Below are 15,407 nucleotides of genomic sequence, written 5' to 3'. Positions count from 1 at the left end.
AAATGACATTGTCAGAACTACTAGGATATGATAGTAGATTGCCTATTTATGAAGATATCATCATAAATAAAGTTCAATATCTAAAACAAAGCGAGATGGTTAAGGTAGTATTAAAACATAAGAGTCCCTTAGATGATCCTATGAAGGAGAATATATGTAATCTTATTAAGGATAAACTTTGTGATTTAGGGACTATAGATATCTTGTGGTATAGAGATGTAGAACATGTTGCTTTAGAAGATGTGGTGGGGGAGTATTGGATAGATGTCATTAACTCTCTTGCCTCATCTTTTCCTTCTGCTAAGACTAGTTTACTAAAAGCAGTTAAAAAGCTAGAAAATGACAGAATTAATATAGGTATATCCAATGAATTTATATCTAAGATGCTCTGTCATAAGAATATAGATAGATTAATACAAAGCGAAATTTATAATATGTTCAACATTAAAGTAGAAGTAAAAATATACTATGATGAATCGGCTATTGAAGAAGATTATATTCTAGAAAAGCAAATTGAAGAAAAGAGAATAGTAAGTGATATTATAGCAAATAGTCCTAAGATTTCTAGTAGATCTAGTGATAAAGCTAAAGAAAAGCCTAAAGAAACTAAGGGAGATAAAAAAGCTAGTCCTTGGAAGGAGAATTATAGAAAGAGCAAAGAGCCTTTAGATGACAATGTGGTATATGGTAATAGAAATATAAATGAAGAAACCACAGAAATGTGTGAATTAAATATGGGCTCCGGGAGAGTAGCTGTGGCTGGAGATGTATTTAAGGTAAATATATTTGAAGCTAAAAGTGGAAAAATATATCCTTCTTTATATATTACTGACTACACTAGCTCTATAACTATAAAAATATATCCAAGAAGTAATGAAGAAGTAGAAAAGCTGCTGGAAGAGTTAAAACCAGGGGTATGTTGCAAGGTTTATGGGGAAGTAGAAATTGATAGATTTTCTAAAGATTTAGTGATTAATGCAAAGTCTATTGTAAAGTTGAAACCTAGTGAAAGAATGGATGGTTGTGAAGTTAAGAGGATAGAGCTTCATGCTCATACTACCATGAGCTCCATGGATGCAGTGGTTACACCTTCAAGTCTTATTGCTAAAGCTGCTAAATGGGGACATAAGGCAATTGCCATAACAGATCATGGAGTAGCTCAAGCCTTTCCAGAGGCCATGGATGCAGGGAAGAAACATAATATAAAAATTATATATGGAATAGAGGGATATTTAGTTAATGATGGAGTAGGTATAGCTACCGGATGTAGAGGAATAGATTTTAATAGTTCCTTTGTAGTATTTGATATTGAAACTACAGGATTTTCAAGTCACCAAGATCGCATTATAGAAATAGGAGCTGTTAAAATAGAGAATGGACATGTTATTGATAGCTTTAATGAACTTATAAATCCAGAGATGAGCATTCCATATAAAATAACAGAGCTTACAGGTATAAGTAATGATATGGTGAAGGGTTGCAAAACCATAGAAGATGTTCTTCCTAGGTTTTTAGACTTTGTAGGGAGTTCTGTAGTAGTAGCTCACAATGCGGAGTTTGATACGGGATTTATTAAGTCTAAGTGCAGAAATCTTGGGTTGCAATTTAAAAATGGAATTATAGATACATTACCTTTAGCTAGATTTTTATTTCCACAACTTAAAAAGCATAAGCTTAATGTAATATGTGAACACTTAAAGATATCCTTAGAAAACCATCATAGAGCTGTGGATGATGCTAAGGCTACTGGAGATATTCTTTTAAAATCCTTTGATATGTTAAGAGAGAAGGGTTTTAATAATTTAGATGGAGTTAATAAGGAATATTTAAAATCATTTGATGTAAAAAAAGCTCCTACATACCATGTAATAATTTTAGCCAAAAACCAGAGTGGATTAAAAAATCTATATAAGCTAATATCCTTTTCTAACTTAGACTATTATCAAAGACGACCAAGGCTTCCTAAGAGTCTAATAGAAGAATATAGAGAGGGACTTATTATTGGTTCTGCATGTGAGGCTGGAGAGATATTTAAGGGAGTTCTAGCAGGAAGGTCCCTAGAGGACATGGAACATATAGTGGAGTTTTATGATTATTTAGAAGTACAACCCATTGGAAATAATGAATTTTTAATAAAGAAGAACATGGTTAAGGATGAAGAAGGACTTAGGGATCTCAATAGAAGGGTATGTGAACTTGGAGATTTCTATAATAAAAAAGTAGTTGCCACAGGGGATGTACACTTTTTAGAACCACGAGATGAAGTCTTTAGAAGAATTTTAATGGCCGGAAAAGGGTTTGATGATGCTGATAATCAACCTCCACTATATTTCAAAACCACTACAGAAATGTTAAGAGAGTTTTCATATTTAGGTGAAGAAAAGGCCATGGAAATTGTGGTGGAAAACCCTGAGTATATACAAAGCTTAGTTGGAGAGGTTAAACCAATTCCAGATGAAACCTATGCTCCTAAAATAGAGGGTGCAGAGGATGACATTAGAAACATGACTTTAAATAAAGTAAAATCCATATATGGAGATAATCTTCCAGAAGTTATTCAGAAAAGACTTGATAAGGAATTAAACTCTATTATAAATAACGGATATGCGGTGCTTTATCTTATAGCACAAAAATTAGTGGCAAAGTCTATCAGTGATGGATATCTAGTTGGATCTAGGGGATCTGTTGGATCTTCATTTGTAGCTACCATGTCAGATATAACAGAAGTTAATGGGCTTCCACCTCATTATGTATGTCCTAATTGTAAAAATAGTGAATTCATTTTAGATGGATCCATAGGTTCGGGAGTTGACTTACCAGATAAAAACTGCGAAAAATGTGGAACTCCTTATATAAAAGATGGTCACGATATTCCTTTTGAAACTTTCTTAGGTTTTGAGGGAGATAAGGAACCAGATATAGACTTAAATTTCTCAGGGGATAACCAAGGTGATATTCATAGATATACAGAAGTTCTTTTTGGAAAAGGTCATACCTTTAAAGCAGGAACCATAGGAACTATTGCAGATAAGACTGCCTATGGATATGTTAGAAAGTATTTAGATGAAAGAGATATAAATACTACTAATGCAGAAATAGAAAGATTAACTATTGGATGTACTGGGGTAAAGAGAACTTCAGGGCAACACCCAGGAGGAATTATGGTTGTACCTAGTGACAATGAAATATTTAATTTTTGTCCAATACAACATCCTGCAGATGATCCAAAATCAGATATAATAACAACTCACTTTGATTATCACTCTATTAGTGGTAGGCTTTTAAAACTTGATATACTAGGCCATGACGATCCTACTATGCTTAGGATGCTTCAAGATTTAACTGGAATAAGTCCTCAAAGTGTACCTTTATCAGACCCAAAGGTTTTGAGTCTTTTCACAGGGACAGAAGCTCTTGGCATAACTCCCGAAGAACTGGGTTGTGAAGTTGGATGTTATGGTGTTCCAGAGTTTGGAACTAAATTTGTTAGACAGATGCTATTAGATACAAAACCACAAACATTTTCTGACCTAGTTAGAATTTCTGGTCTTTCTCATGGTACTGACGTATGGCTTAATAATGCTCAATATTATATAAAAGAAGGATATACTACCCTTAAAGATTGTATATCTACCAGAGATGATATTATGGTTTATCTTATATATAAAGGACTTCCGCCCAAGACTGCGTTTACCATCATGGAGAAGGTTAGGAAAGGAAAGGGTGTATCAGAAGAGTTTGAAGCCATAATGAGAGAACATAATGTTCCAGATTGGTATATAGAGTCCTGTAAAAAAATTAAATACATGTTTCCTAAAGGTCATGCTGTTGCCTATGTAATGATGGCTATGAGAATAGCTTATTTTAAGGTTCATCACCCAAAGGCTTATTATGCAACTTATTTTACTGTTAGAGCAGACGATTTTGATGGTGATTTAGTTATAAAGGGTGAAGAAGCAATGAAAGATACTATGGATGAATTAAATGCTTTGGGGAACAATATAGGTACGAAAGAAAAAGGTCTTCTTACCACCTTAGAACTTTGTTATGAAATGTACAAAAGAGGTATAAAATTTCTACCCGTAGATGTATATAAATCAGAGGCAGTAAAATTTACAATAGAAGGAGATAATATAAGAATTCCTTTAAGTGGACTTACTGGAGTAGGGGAAAATGCAGCAAAGGCTATAGCAGAAGCTAGAAATCATGGAGAATTTATATCTAAGGAAGATCTTCGTATAAGAAGTAAAGCTACAAAGACTGTAGTAGAAGCTTTGGCAAATCACGGAGCCATAGGGGATTTACCAGAAACAAATCAATTAAGTCTTTTTTAACAACTGTTTATTTAAATAATTTAAGTTAGGTGCCATTTCATTAACAGAGTTCTTAGCTTCTTTGAAGCTTAGAAAGCGTTATCCAGGGACGTAGCAGCTCTTTACTCCAATTTCAAATAAAATGGGAGTATTAGAGATGGTAGTCATCGGCATAAATACCTCAAAGGAGCTAAAATCATTGCATATTGAAAATAGCTATGATATAATTGTACTTAATGAGCTAGTTATTATGATAATCTTTGAGGGAGAGTAGGATTTATGCCTACTCTCTATTTATTAAAACGCAACCCCAAGTTGCGTTTTAATTATAAAGTGAACCTTAGTTTGAACTAAGGTTTTACATCTCACTAAAGCTAGTTGAACTCATACCTTAAAGGGTACTGTGGTAATGTAAATATTATCCCATGACTATTTGACCAAATACTTTCAACTTCATAAAAAGATGGAAGTTGTGTAGCAATAAAAAATATTAAGTTTATTACTAAAGATTTAAAGTAAATATAATAAAAAGGAGGAAATGTATTATGAACAGTAGCGGTGTTGTGGAAAAACTCCATAGTAAAATTACTAATATAGTAGAAAAACTCGGATTTGAACTTTATCACTTAGAATATGTACGTGAAGGCGGACAAAATATTTTAAGAGTTTTTATAGATAATGAAAAAGGCGTTGCTTTGGATAACTGTGTAGAAGTAAGTAAGGCTGTTGGAGAAATGCTAGATAAAGAAGATCCTATAACAGAAGAATATAATTTAGAAGTATCATCTCCAGGTATATTTAGAACCTTATATACAAAAGAACATTTTAATAAGTATATAAATCATGATGTAGCTGTAAAACTTTCAGCATTATTTGAAGGAAAGAAAAAATATGAAGGGATATTGAAGGGGTTTGATAGCGAAAATTTAATGTTAGAAATCAATGACAATGAAGTTGCAATACCAATGTCAAAGGTTTCTTTAGTTACGTTAAACCCAACTTTATAAGGAGGATATAAATATAATGAGCACCGGATTTAAGGAAGAATTTATAGATGCTGTAAAACAACTAGTTGTTGAAAAAGGAATTAGTGAGGAAATGCTTTTTACTACTATAGAGGATGCTTTAGTAGCAGCATATAAGAAAAATTTTGCAAAGTCTCATGCCAAGGAGCAAAATGTAAGAGTATGGGTTAATAGAGATACAGGAGAAACTCATGTATACTCATTAAAAGAAGTTGTAGAAGAAGTATATGATGATGTAATAGAAATATCCTTAGAGGATGCTAGAGAAATCAGTGCCAAATATAACTTAGAAGATATTGCGGAAATTGAGGTTACTCCAAGAGATTTTGGAAGAGTTGCGGCTCAAGCTGCGAAGCAAGTTGTTATTCAAAGAATTAAGGAAGCTGAAAGAACTCTTATATATAATGAATTTATAACTAAGGAATTTGACATAATAACAGGTATAGTTCTAAGAAAAGATAGAGGAAATGTATTTATAGATCTAGGTAAACTAGAAGCTGTATTAGGCCCAAATGAGCAAATGCCAGGAGAATCTTATATATTTAATGAGAAATTAAAGCTATATATAGTAGAAGTAAAGAAAAGTTCTAAGGGACCACAAATTGTAGTTTCAAGAACACACCCAGGCCTTGTAAAAAGATTATTTGAGTTAGAAGTTCCGGAAATATACAGTGGAATTGTAGAAATAAAAAGTATAGCGAGAGAAGCAGGCTCAAGAACTAAAATAGCTGTATGGTCTAATGATGAAGAGGTAGATCCTATGGGAGCTTGTGTTGGACCTAAAGGAATTAGAGTTCAAAACATAGTAAATGAACTTAGAAATGAAAAGATTGATATAATAAAGTGGAGTAAGTTACCAGAAGAGTATATTGCTCATGCGCTAAGTCCAGCTAAAGTTCTATCAGTTGATGTAGATGAGGATGGAAAGAGTGCTAAGGTTGTAGTAGATGATAATCAATTATCATTAGCCATAGGTAAGGAAGGTCAAAATGTTAGATTAGCAGCAAGACTTACTGGATGGAAAATAGATATTAAGAGTAAGAGTCAAGCTGAAAGCTTACAAAACGAAGAAAGTAACCTTTAAAGGTAGGTGATATTTTATGAAGGTAAAAAAGATACCTCAAAGAATGTGCACAGGATGCATGGAAATGAAACCTAAGAAGGAACTTATAAGAGTTGTTAAAAATAAGGAAAATGAGATATCTATAGATTTACATGGTAAAAAACCTGGTCGTGGAGCCTATATCTGCAGAAATATTCAATGTTTAGAAAAAGCCGTAAAGACTAAAAGACTAGAAAGAAATCTAGAAACTAAGATAAATGATGAAATATATGATAAACTAAAGGAAGAGATAGTTAATGCAGAATAAATTTTTAAGTTTTCTAGGGATTGCAAAAAAATCTAGAAACTTAGTAGAAGGATATAATGGATGTGAAGAAGAGATAAAAAGAAATAAAATCCATCTATGTATTTTATCCTTAGAGTGTTCAGAAAACACTAAGAAAAAATTTGAAAAATACTGTGATGACAGAAGAGTGCCTGTAATAGGAAATATACCTAAAAATGAATTGGGTATGGCCATAGGTAGAGAAGAAATCAATGTATTAGCAGTAAGAGATAAAAAAATTTGTGAAAATTTAATAAAGTTATGGAAAGAGAATTACGGAATGTAAATTCGGGGGTGAAAGTTTTGTCGAAAATAAGAATATATGAGTTAGCTAAAGAATTAGAAGTTACAAACAAGGAACTTATAAGTGTATTAATGGAAGAGTTCGGTGTGGAAGCTAAGAATCACATGAGTGTCATCGATGAAGAGGATGCTGATCTTATAAAAGAGCTATATGAAGAACAAAAAAAAGAAGCAGCTGAAAAGAAAGAAATCATTGAGGAATATGAATCAAAAATCAATGAAGATATAAGTAAGCAGCAAAGAAAAAATAGCAAAATGAGAAAAGGCGGAAATAAGAGAAACGAAGAAAAGGTTGATGAAACTCCAGATGAAGTAATCGAAATGGAAGAAACTATCGTTGTAAAAGACTTAGCTGATAAGCTAAAAAAACCAGTGGTAGAAGTTATAAGAGCTTTAATATTCCAAGGAGTTATGGCAAGTGTAAACCAAGAGATTGACTTTAACACAGCTGAAAAGCTTGTAGATAGCTTTGGATCTATTGCAGTATTAAAAGAGCAAAATGTTGGTGACATTGCTAAAGAACAAGAGGATGAGATTGATGAGATAGAAGACGAATCATCAGAAGCAAAAGAAACTAAAAGACCACCAATAGTTACAGTAATGGGTCACGTTGACCACGGTAAGACATCATTACTAGATGCAATAAAGAAATCTAAAGTTACAGCAACAGAAGCTGGTGGAATTACTCAACACATAGGTGCTTATACTGTAGATGTAAATGGTGAGAGAATTACCTTCCTTGATACTCCAGGTCACGAAGCTTTCACTTCTATGAGAGCTAGAGGAGCACAAGTTACAGATATAGTTATATTAGTAGTAGCAGCAGATGATGGAATTATGCCACAAACTGTTGAAGCTATAAATCACTGTAAAGCTGCAGAAGTACCTATGATTATAGCTATAAATAAAATGGATAAAGAAAGTGCAAATCCAGATAGGGTTAAGCAAGAGTTAACAGAATATGGATTAGTATCTGAAGATTGGGGTGGAGATACTATATGTGTACCAGTATCTGCTCACACTAAGGAAGGCTTAGATAATCTTCTTGAAATGATTACAATAAATGCTGAAATGTTAGAATTAAAAGCTGATGCTAACAGAAGAGCTAAAGGAACAGTTATAGAAGCTAAATTAGATAAAGGTAGAGGACCTGTAGCTAGTATACTAGTTCAAAATGGAACTTTAAAATCAGGAGATTCTATAATAGTTGGAACTACTTATGGTAGAATCAGAGCAATGATTGATGATAAAGGTAAAACTACAAAAGCAGCTGGCCCTTCTATGCCAGTAGAAATATTAGGACTTTCAGAAGTTCCAGCAGCAGGAGATAGATTTACTGTTGTTAGAGATGAAAAGACAGCTAGAATAATGGCAGAGTCAAGAAAAGAAAAGATTAGACAAGATCATTTCCAAACCTCTAATAGAGTGTCTATGGAAAATCTATATAACCAAATCCAAGAAGGTAAGGTTAAAGAATTAAGCGTAATAGTTAAGGCTGATGTTCAAGGTTCAGCAGAAGCGGTTAAACAATCCATAGAAAAGCTTTCTACAGATAACGTAAAAGTTAGAGTTATCCACGGAGCAGTTGGAGCTATAACTGAAACAGACGTATCTCTAGCTTATGCTTCTAATGCTATTATTATTGGTTTCAACGTAAGACCAGACAATAATGCTATTACAGTTGCAGAAAGAGATAATGTAGAAATTAAAACTTATAGAATTATCTATGATGCTTTGGATGATATTAAATCAGCAATGATTGGTATGCTTGAACCTGAATACAAAGAAGTTATTACTGGACGTTGTGAAGCAAGACAGGTATATAAAATTTCTAACGTTGGGACTATAGCAGGATGTTATGTTCTTAATGGAAAGATAACAAGAAACTGTAAAGTCAGAGTACTAAGAGATGGTATAGTAATTACAGAATCTACTCTTGCATCTTTAAAGAGATTTAAAGATGACGTTAAAGAGGCAGCAGCTGGATACGAATGTGGACTTAGCATTGAGAAATTCAATGATATAAAAGAAGGAGACATTATAGAAGGCTATATCATGGAAGAAATTAAACCAAAACAATTGTAATAGGAAGGAGTGATCTCCATGGCTAACTATAGAGGCGGCAGAATCAATGAAGAGATAAAAAAAGATGTTAGCAACACTATTCAAAACAAAATAAAGGATCCTAGACTTACAGCAATGGTAAGTGTAACAGATGTAGAAGTAACAAGAGACTTAAGCTATGCTAAAGTATTTGTTAGTATATTTGGTACAGAGGATCAAAAGACAGATGCTCTTAAAATTCTTAAAAGCTCAACAGGTTTTATAAGAAAAGAGATAGGAAAAAATGTTAAGTTAAGACATGTTCCAGAAGTTATCATAGAGTTAGATACAACTTTAGATAAAGCTAATCATTTAGAGTCTTTATTTAGAAAGATAAAGGAGAATGATTCTAATGATAACTAGCAATATAGTAGATATCATAGAGAAAAGTAATTCCATAGGAATTACTTTTCATCAATCACCAGATGGTGATTCTCTAGGAAGTGCCACAGCCCTACTTCAAGGGCTAAGGGCACTTAATAAAGAAGCATATATACTTTCAAAGGAGAAAATTCCAGATACTTTTGAGTATTTGCCTTGTAGTGAGGAAATCACAGGATTACTTCAACAGGTAAAGGATGGTACAGATTTAATAATTGTATTAGATTGTGGAGATTTCAAGAGAATAAATGCTAATTTAGATGCAGAGAATAGGCAATATAAGCTTGTAAATATAGATCACCATCTAAGTAATGAAAAGTATGGTGATTTTAATTATGTGGATATAAATTCTTCAGCAGTTGGAGAAATAATTTATGACCTATTAAATCAGTTAAAAGTAGATATTACAAAGAATATAGGTAAATCAATTTATACTTCTATTTTAACAGATACAAGTTCCTTTAAGCATTCTAATACTACAAGCAGAACTCATGAGATAGCTGGGGAAATTATTAAAACTGGAGTTAACTTTAATAAAATTCAAAGACAAGTCTTTGAAAATAAAGAATTTAATAAAGTTAAGTTCTTTGGGAAAGTCATCGATACTTTGACATTACACCTTAATAATAAAGTTGTATTTATGGAGATTAATGATGCTATGCTTAATGAAGTAGGCTTAGAATCCATGGATTCTTCCGAGGTTATTCACTTTGGAACTATGATAAGTGGAGTAGAAGTAGTAGCTTTATTTAAAGAAAGTAAGGGTGGAATAAAAGTAAGCTTAAGGTCTAAAGAAATAGTTGACGTTAGTAAAATAGCAGAAAATTTTAATGGTGGAGGCCATAAAAGAGCTTCTGGTCTTTTTTGTGAGGGTTCCATCATTGAAGTAAAGGATAAAATATACAAAATATTAGAAGAAGAGTTGATATATTATGATAGAAAATAATAAACCCTTTGGAGTTTTAAATATAAATAAACCTCTTGGCATTAGTTCCTTTGACGTAGTGAGAAAAATAAAAAAGCTAGCTAAAGAGAAAAAGGTCGGACATGGGGGTACCTTAGATCCCGAAGCTTGTGGTGTGCTTCCAGTATGTATAGGAAGAGCAACAAAGGCCATAGACTTTATCATGGAAGGCGAGAAAGAATATATAGCAAAGGTTAAGTTAGGAGTTGTAACAGATACTTACGATAGAGAAGGAAAAGTACTTCGTGAGAGTAAGGTAGATTCTACAGAAGAAGAAATTACTAAGGTTATAAATAAATTTGTAGGAACTATTGCTCAAGTTCCACCTATGTATTCTGCTCTTAAACAAAATGGGAAAAAACTTTATGAGTTAGCTAGAGAAGGAAAAGAAGTCTATAGAGAGCCAAGGACAGTTACTATCCATAGTATTGATATATTATCCATAGATAGCCCTATAATCCACATAAAAGTTAGATGTTCTAAAGGAACTTACATAAGAAGTTTATGCTATGATATAGGAGAAGAACTTGGTTGTGGAGCTATGATGTGGGAGCTAGAGAGAACAGCTACTGGTCCTTTTACTATAGATAGGAGTGTGGAACTAAAAGATTTAACAGAGGATAATATAAATAATTATATTATTTCCTTAGATGAAGTATTTAGTAAGTTTCCTAAACTTGTAGTTAATGAAAAGTTTGAAAGGTTAATATTAAATGGTGTAACCATAAATGATAGAACTCTTTTAAATAGAATTGAAAAGTTTTGCAAATATGCAGTATACAACAATTCAAATAAGCTTATAGGAATTGGAGCAGAAAGCGATTCAGGATTTAAATTAATAAAACTTTTTCTTTAGGGGATATATTTATGAAAATTATACAAGATAATTTTAATGAAGTCATTGAAACTCCTAGTATAATTGTTCTGGGAAGTTTTGATGGTATACATAGTGGTCATAGAGAATTAATTAATAGTGCTAAGGAATTAGCAGAGAAGATTAAATTAACTAAAAATATAGAAGATGTAGAGGTCATGGTATGTACCTTTAAAAATCATCCTTTGTCTGTTGTTAATAAAGAGATTTGTCCAAAACTAATAATGAGCAATGAAGAGAAAGCTATTTTATTTGAAAAACTTCAAGTGAATATATTAAATTTTATGGAATTTAATAAGGAATTCATGTCAATTTCACCAGAACAATTTATTAATAGTTTAAAGAAGCATTATAATGCTAAAGGTATAGTAGTTGGCTTTAATTATCGTTTTGGATATAAAAATTTAGGTGATGTAGGGATTCTTAAAAAATATAGTGAAATATTAGACTATGAACTTTTTGTAGTAGAGCCCATAACTTCAGATGGAGAAGTGGTAAGTAGCTCTGCCATTAGACATAATCTTCAAGAAGGAAATATAGAAAGAGCCAATAAGTTTCTTGGTAGACCATTTATGTTAAGTGGAAATATAATTAAGGGTAAGCAGATAGGTAGAACCATGGGATTCCCTACTGTAAACTTAAATTATGATAAAAAATTCGTAGTACCTAAGGGTGGAGTTTATGGAACTATTGTAGAGTATAAAAATTGCTTTTATAAAGCCATAACTAATATTGGATACAATCCTACCCTAGAAGGTAGTAAATTAAGTATTGAAACTAATATTTTAAATTTTGATAAAAATATATATGGAGAAGAAATTAAACTATATTTTATAGAGAAAATAAGAGAAGAAAAAAGATTCGGATCCATTGATGAACTGAAGAATCAACTATCAAAGGATAAAAATTATGTAAATGGCAAGGATTATTCTATATATATAGATAAAATTCCTAAATAACTAATTTTTACAAATTTTTAATTAGTTTTTCTATTTACAAAATAAATTTAGTTTGATATAATTTCATATGAACCTTATGCTATGTATTCTGAATGCCAACGGGGTACATGGCATATGGCGATTTAACTATTGGAGGTGCATACAATATGGAAAAGGCAAGAAAACAAGAAATAATGCAACAATTTGCAAGAACAGAAGGAGATACAGGTTCTCCAGAAGTACAAATAGCATTATTAACAGAAAGAATTAAAGAATTAACTGAGCATTTAAAAGTTCACAAAAAAGACCACCACTCAAGAAGAGGTCTTTTAATGATGGTTGGACAAAGAAAAGGACTTTTAAGCTACTTAAAGAAGCAAGATATCGAAAGATACCGTGCTATAATTGCTAAATTAGGAATTAGAAAATAATTAAGAGCGGCAAAGCCGCTCTATTATTTTAATTAAATAGCAAAAAAAAGATAATAATAAGTATATATCTATATATATATTTTTTTAATAACCGAAAGGAGGAGATTAAATGACAAATACGTTAAGTACTTCTGTAGCAGGAAGAGAAATGAAGATAGAAATTGGTAAAATTGGAAAGTTATCTGATTGTGCTATGTTTATTAGTTATGGAGAGACTGTAATCCTTGTAAATGTAAATGCGTCTGAAGAACCAAGACAAGGAATAGATTTTTTCCCACTAAGTGTAGAATATGAAGAAAGACTATATGCAGTAGGTAAAATTCCAGGGGGATTTTTAAAGAGAGAGGGAAGACCATCAGAAAAAGCTATACTAAATTGTAGAGCTATAGATAGACCTATAAGACCTCTATTCCCAAAAGGATATAGAAATGATGTTCAAGTGGTTTGTACGGTATTATCTGTAGACCAAGATAATTCTCCAGAAATATTAGCTATGAATGCAGCTTCAATAGCATTACTTTTATCAAGTATACCATTTACTGATGCAGTAGCTACAGTATCAATTGGATTAATCGATGGAAAGTTTGTAGTTAACCCTACATCTAAAGAAAGAGAATTAAGCTCAATGCAATTAACTGTATGTGCTACTAAAGACAGAGTTATGATGATAGAAGCTGGTGGAGATGAAATTCCAGAAGAAACTATGATTGAAGCTATAGACTTTGGATTTAATCAGTGTCAATCTATTATAGCGTTCCAGGAAGAGGCTAGAGCTAAATTTGGAAAGGTTAAACCTGAGCCAGTACTATACAAAGTGAATGAAGAAATCCAAAGTGAAGTAAGAAACTTTGCTTTTGATATGTTAAAAGAAGCTATGTATATCACTGATAAAGATGAAAGAAATCTTAAAGTAAGTGAAATTAAAGCTAAAATAAATGAAGAGTTTTCTGAGAAGTATCCAGAGGGCGGAAGTGACATAGGAGAAGTTGTTTACAATATTCAAAAGGAAATTGTAAGAAACATGTTACTTAGAGATAAGAGAAGACCAGATGGAAGAGAATTTAATCAAATTAGATCTATATCTTGTGAAACTGGACTCCTTCCAAGAACTCATGGAACAGGATTATTTACAAGAGGATTAACTCAAGTAATGACTGTAGCCACATTGGGAGCTTTAGGTGATGTTCAAATCATAGATGGTATTGGAGAAGAAGACTTCAAGAGATATATGCATCACTACAATTTCCCAGCATACAGTGTTGGAGAAGTAAGACCACTTAGAGGACCAGGAAGAAGAGAAATAGGACACGGTGCTTTAGCTGAAAGAGCCTTAGAACCACTAATTCCTTCTATAGAGGAATTCCCATATGCTATAAGACTTGTTTCAGAAGTTTTAAGCTCTAACGGATCTACATCTCAAGCCAGTGTATGTGGAAGTACATTAGCATTACTTGATGCTGGAGTTCCAATAAAGAGGCCAGCAGCAGGAATTGCCATGGGACTTATAACTAGTGAAGATTTAAGTGAAGAGGCTGTAATTACAGATATTCAAGGAATCGAAGACTTCTTTGGAGACATGGACTTTAAAGTTGCTGGTACAGAAAAAGGAATAACTTCAATTCAAGTTGATACAAAAATAAAAGGATTATCTAAGTATTGTATAAGAACAGCTATAGAAGATGCTAGAACAGCTAGATTATATATCTTAGATAAGATAAATGAATGTATAGCTGAGCCAAGAGCAGAGCTATCTCAATATGCTCCAAGAATGTACACTATAAATATAAAACCAGACAAAATTAGAGATATAATAGGACCTGGTGGAAAAACTATTAAGAAAATAATAGCAGATACAGGTGTTAAAATTGATACTAATGATGATGGTAAGATAGTTATAATGTCTACTGATAGTGAAAGTGCTAATGAAGCATTAAGAATTATAAAGGAAATCACTAAAGAAGTAGAAGTTGGAGAAATATACTTAGGTAAAGTTACTAAGATTATGGCTTTTGGTGCTTTTGTAGAGGTACTTCCAGGTAAAGAAGGTTTAGTACACATATCTAAATTAGCTAACGAAAGAGTAAATAAAGTGGAAGATGTAGTAGCTATAGGTGATGAAATACTTGTAAAAGTAATAGAAATCGATTCTCAAGGAAGAGTAAATCTTTCAAGAAAAGATGCATTAAAAGATAGTGAAGAGTCTAAAACAGAAGAGTAAATAGAAGTTAAAATAAAAAGGTAAAATACCTTTTTATTTTTTTATTATAAAACATAAGAACATACTAGTGTATAATTTCATAAATTATATTATAATTGTATTAAGTTTCGTTAATTTACTCATAAATATATAATAGAAAACATATTAATCATAGTAATTTATATAATTATGTATGAGGTGATATGTGATGGAAGAAAAATATAGATATTTAAGTGAAATGGAACGATATGAAATAATAAACATTAATGATGGAGATAAGTATAGTGTCCTGGGCAATAATGATATAGTTATAAATGAAAATGGTGAGCTAAAGCTACTATTACTTGGAGATGGAAAGTCTAGTAAGATGTTTTTTAGAAATAATGAGATGCTGGAAGTTTCATGGGATTATGTAAAGAAGATAGGCTCTAAAACTATAATCATCGATGTTGATGGGGAAACACTAAGAAAATCCCATATATAATATGGA

14 protein-coding genes are annotated in these 15,407 nt (G+C 32.0%); all 14 read left to right on the top strand.

Going from position 1 to position 15,407, the window contains the following annotated elements; translation table 11 throughout:
* Positions 1 to 2: 2 nt before the first annotated feature.
* The 14 genes from B3086_RS10190 (at position 3) to B3086_RS10125 (ending at position 15,401) form a co-directional block, all read left to right on the top strand.
* Entirely contained in the window at positions 3 to 4,334 is a 4,332-nt protein-coding gene (locus tag B3086_RS10190) for a PolC-type DNA polymerase III (RefSeq protein WP_346848366.1), read from the top strand.
* Between the two features lie 121 nt (positions 4,335 to 4,455).
* Positions 4,456 to 4,587 (top strand): hypothetical protein, encoded by a 132-nt coding sequence (locus tag B3086_RS10185; protein WP_346848367.1) that lies wholly within the window; start codon positions 4,456 to 4,458, stop codon positions 4,585 to 4,587.
* Positions 4,588 to 4,858: 271 nt separating this feature from the next.
* On the top strand, positions 4,859 to 5,320 hold the full coding sequence (gene rimP / locus B3086_RS10180; protein WP_150843841.1) for a ribosome maturation factor RimP: 462 nt from the start codon (positions 4,859 to 4,861) through the stop codon (positions 5,318 to 5,320).
* Positions 5,321 to 5,336: 16 nt separating this feature from the next.
* The gene (gene nusA / locus B3086_RS10175) at positions 5,337 to 6,422 is read left to right on the top strand and encodes a transcription termination factor NusA (protein WP_035132801.1); all 1,086 of its coding nucleotides are present in this window, start codon (positions 5,337 to 5,339) and stop codon (positions 6,420 to 6,422) included.
* A 16-nt stretch (positions 6,423 to 6,438) separates the two neighbouring features.
* On the top strand, positions 6,439 to 6,708 hold the full coding sequence (gene rnpM, locus B3086_RS10170) for an RNase P modulator RnpM (RefSeq protein ID WP_035132803.1): 270 nt from the start codon (positions 6,439 to 6,441) through the stop codon (positions 6,706 to 6,708).
* On the top strand, positions 6,698 to 7,012 hold the full coding sequence (locus B3086_RS10165) for a ribosomal L7Ae/L30e/S12e/Gadd45 family protein (protein ID WP_346848368.1): 315 nt from the start codon (positions 6,698 to 6,700) through the stop codon (positions 7,010 to 7,012). Before rnpM ends, B3086_RS10165 begins: the two co-directional genes overlap by 11 nt.
* A 17-nt stretch (positions 7,013 to 7,029) precedes the next feature.
* Positions 7,030 to 9,114: a translation initiation factor IF-2 gene (gene infB, locus B3086_RS10160; RefSeq protein ID WP_346848369.1), complete on the top strand. Its 2,085-nt coding sequence runs from the start codon at positions 7,030 to 7,032 to the stop codon at positions 9,112 to 9,114.
* Positions 9,115 to 9,132: 18 nt separating this feature from the next.
* The gene (gene rbfA, locus B3086_RS10155) at positions 9,133 to 9,495 is read left to right on the top strand and encodes a 30S ribosome-binding factor RbfA (protein ID WP_035132809.1); all 363 of its coding nucleotides are present in this window, start codon (positions 9,133 to 9,135) and stop codon (positions 9,493 to 9,495) included.
* Positions 9,485 to 10,459 carry a bifunctional oligoribonuclease/PAP phosphatase NrnA gene (locus B3086_RS10150; RefSeq protein ID WP_346876470.1) on the top strand — a complete coding sequence of 325 codons (975 nt, stop codon included), beginning with the start codon at positions 9,485 to 9,487 and terminating at the stop codon, positions 10,457 to 10,459. The genes rbfA and B3086_RS10150 overlap by 11 nt, the downstream gene beginning before the upstream one ends.
* On the top strand, positions 10,446 to 11,333 hold the full coding sequence (truB, locus tag B3086_RS10145) for a tRNA pseudouridine(55) synthase TruB (protein ID WP_035132813.1): 888 nt from the start codon (positions 10,446 to 10,448) through the stop codon (positions 11,331 to 11,333). Before B3086_RS10150 ends, truB begins: the two co-directional genes overlap by 14 nt.
* A gap of 11 nt (positions 11,334 to 11,344) precedes the next feature.
* Positions 11,345 to 12,310 carry a bifunctional riboflavin kinase/FAD synthetase gene (locus B3086_RS10140; protein WP_346848371.1) on the top strand — a complete coding sequence of 322 codons (966 nt, stop codon included), beginning with the start codon at positions 11,345 to 11,347 and terminating at the stop codon, positions 12,308 to 12,310.
* A gap of 146 nt (positions 12,311 to 12,456) precedes the next feature.
* The gene (rpsO, locus tag B3086_RS10135; protein WP_035132815.1) at positions 12,457 to 12,720 is read left to right on the top strand and encodes a 30S ribosomal protein S15; all 264 of its coding nucleotides are present in this window, start codon (positions 12,457 to 12,459) and stop codon (positions 12,718 to 12,720) included.
* A gap of 109 nt (positions 12,721 to 12,829) precedes the next feature.
* Positions 12,830 to 14,938, top strand: a complete 2,109-nt coding sequence (locus tag B3086_RS10130) for a polyribonucleotide nucleotidyltransferase (protein ID WP_346848372.1) — start codon at positions 12,830 to 12,832, stop codon at positions 14,936 to 14,938.
* A gap of 187 nt (positions 14,939 to 15,125) precedes the next feature.
* Complete coding sequence (locus B3086_RS10125; RefSeq protein WP_035132817.1) at positions 15,126 to 15,401, top strand: YlmC/YmxH family sporulation protein; 276 nt, start codon at positions 15,126 to 15,128, stop codon at positions 15,399 to 15,401.
* The last annotated feature ends 6 nt before the right edge of the window (positions 15,402 to 15,407 follow it).

This window comes from Clostridium sp. UBA871, assembly GCF_002295255.1.
In the GTDB taxonomy this organism is placed as follows: Bacteria; Bacillota; Clostridia; order Clostridiales; family Clostridiaceae; genus Clostridium_J; species Clostridium_J sulfidigenes.
This window is presented reverse-complemented; position numbering and strand designations above follow the sequence as displayed.

What these genes read in the sequence shown, in the direction of transcription:
- B3086_RS10185 (WP_346848367.1), top strand. Translation starts at nt 4,456, where the DNA reads ATGGGAGTATTAGAGATGGTAGTCATCGGCATAAATACCTCAAAGGAG.
- rimP (WP_150843841.1), top strand. Translation starts at nt 4,859, where the DNA reads ATGAACAGTAGCGGTGTTGTGGAAAAACTCCATAGTAAAATTACTAAT.
- nusA (WP_035132801.1), top strand. Translation starts at nt 5,337, where the DNA reads ATGAGCACCGGATTTAAGGAAGAATTTATAGATGCTGTAAAACAACTA.
- B3086_RS10125 (WP_035132817.1), top strand. Translation starts at nt 15,126, where the DNA reads ATGGAAGAAAAATATAGATATTTAAGTGAAATGGAACGATATGAAATA.
- B3086_RS10190 (WP_346848366.1), top strand. Translation starts at nt 3, where the DNA reads ATGACATTGTCAGAACTACTAGGATATGATAGTAGATTGCCTATTTAT.
- rnpM (WP_035132803.1), top strand. Translation starts at nt 6,439, where the DNA reads ATGAAGGTAAAAAAGATACCTCAAAGAATGTGCACAGGATGCATGGAA.
- B3086_RS10165 (WP_346848368.1), top strand. Translation starts at nt 6,698, where the DNA reads ATGCAGAATAAATTTTTAAGTTTTCTAGGGATTGCAAAAAAATCTAGA.
- B3086_RS10140 (WP_346848371.1), top strand. Translation starts at nt 11,345, where the DNA reads ATGAAAATTATACAAGATAATTTTAATGAAGTCATTGAAACTCCTAGT.
- truB (WP_035132813.1), top strand. Translation starts at nt 10,446, where the DNA reads ATGATAGAAAATAATAAACCCTTTGGAGTTTTAAATATAAATAAACCT.
- B3086_RS10130 (WP_346848372.1), top strand. Translation starts at nt 12,830, where the DNA reads ATGACAAATACGTTAAGTACTTCTGTAGCAGGAAGAGAAATGAAGATA.
- rbfA (WP_035132809.1), top strand. Translation starts at nt 9,133, where the DNA reads ATGGCTAACTATAGAGGCGGCAGAATCAATGAAGAGATAAAAAAAGAT.
- B3086_RS10150 (WP_346876470.1), top strand. Translation starts at nt 9,485, where the DNA reads ATGATAACTAGCAATATAGTAGATATCATAGAGAAAAGTAATTCCATA.
- rpsO (WP_035132815.1), top strand. Translation starts at nt 12,457, where the DNA reads ATGGAAAAGGCAAGAAAACAAGAAATAATGCAACAATTTGCAAGAACA.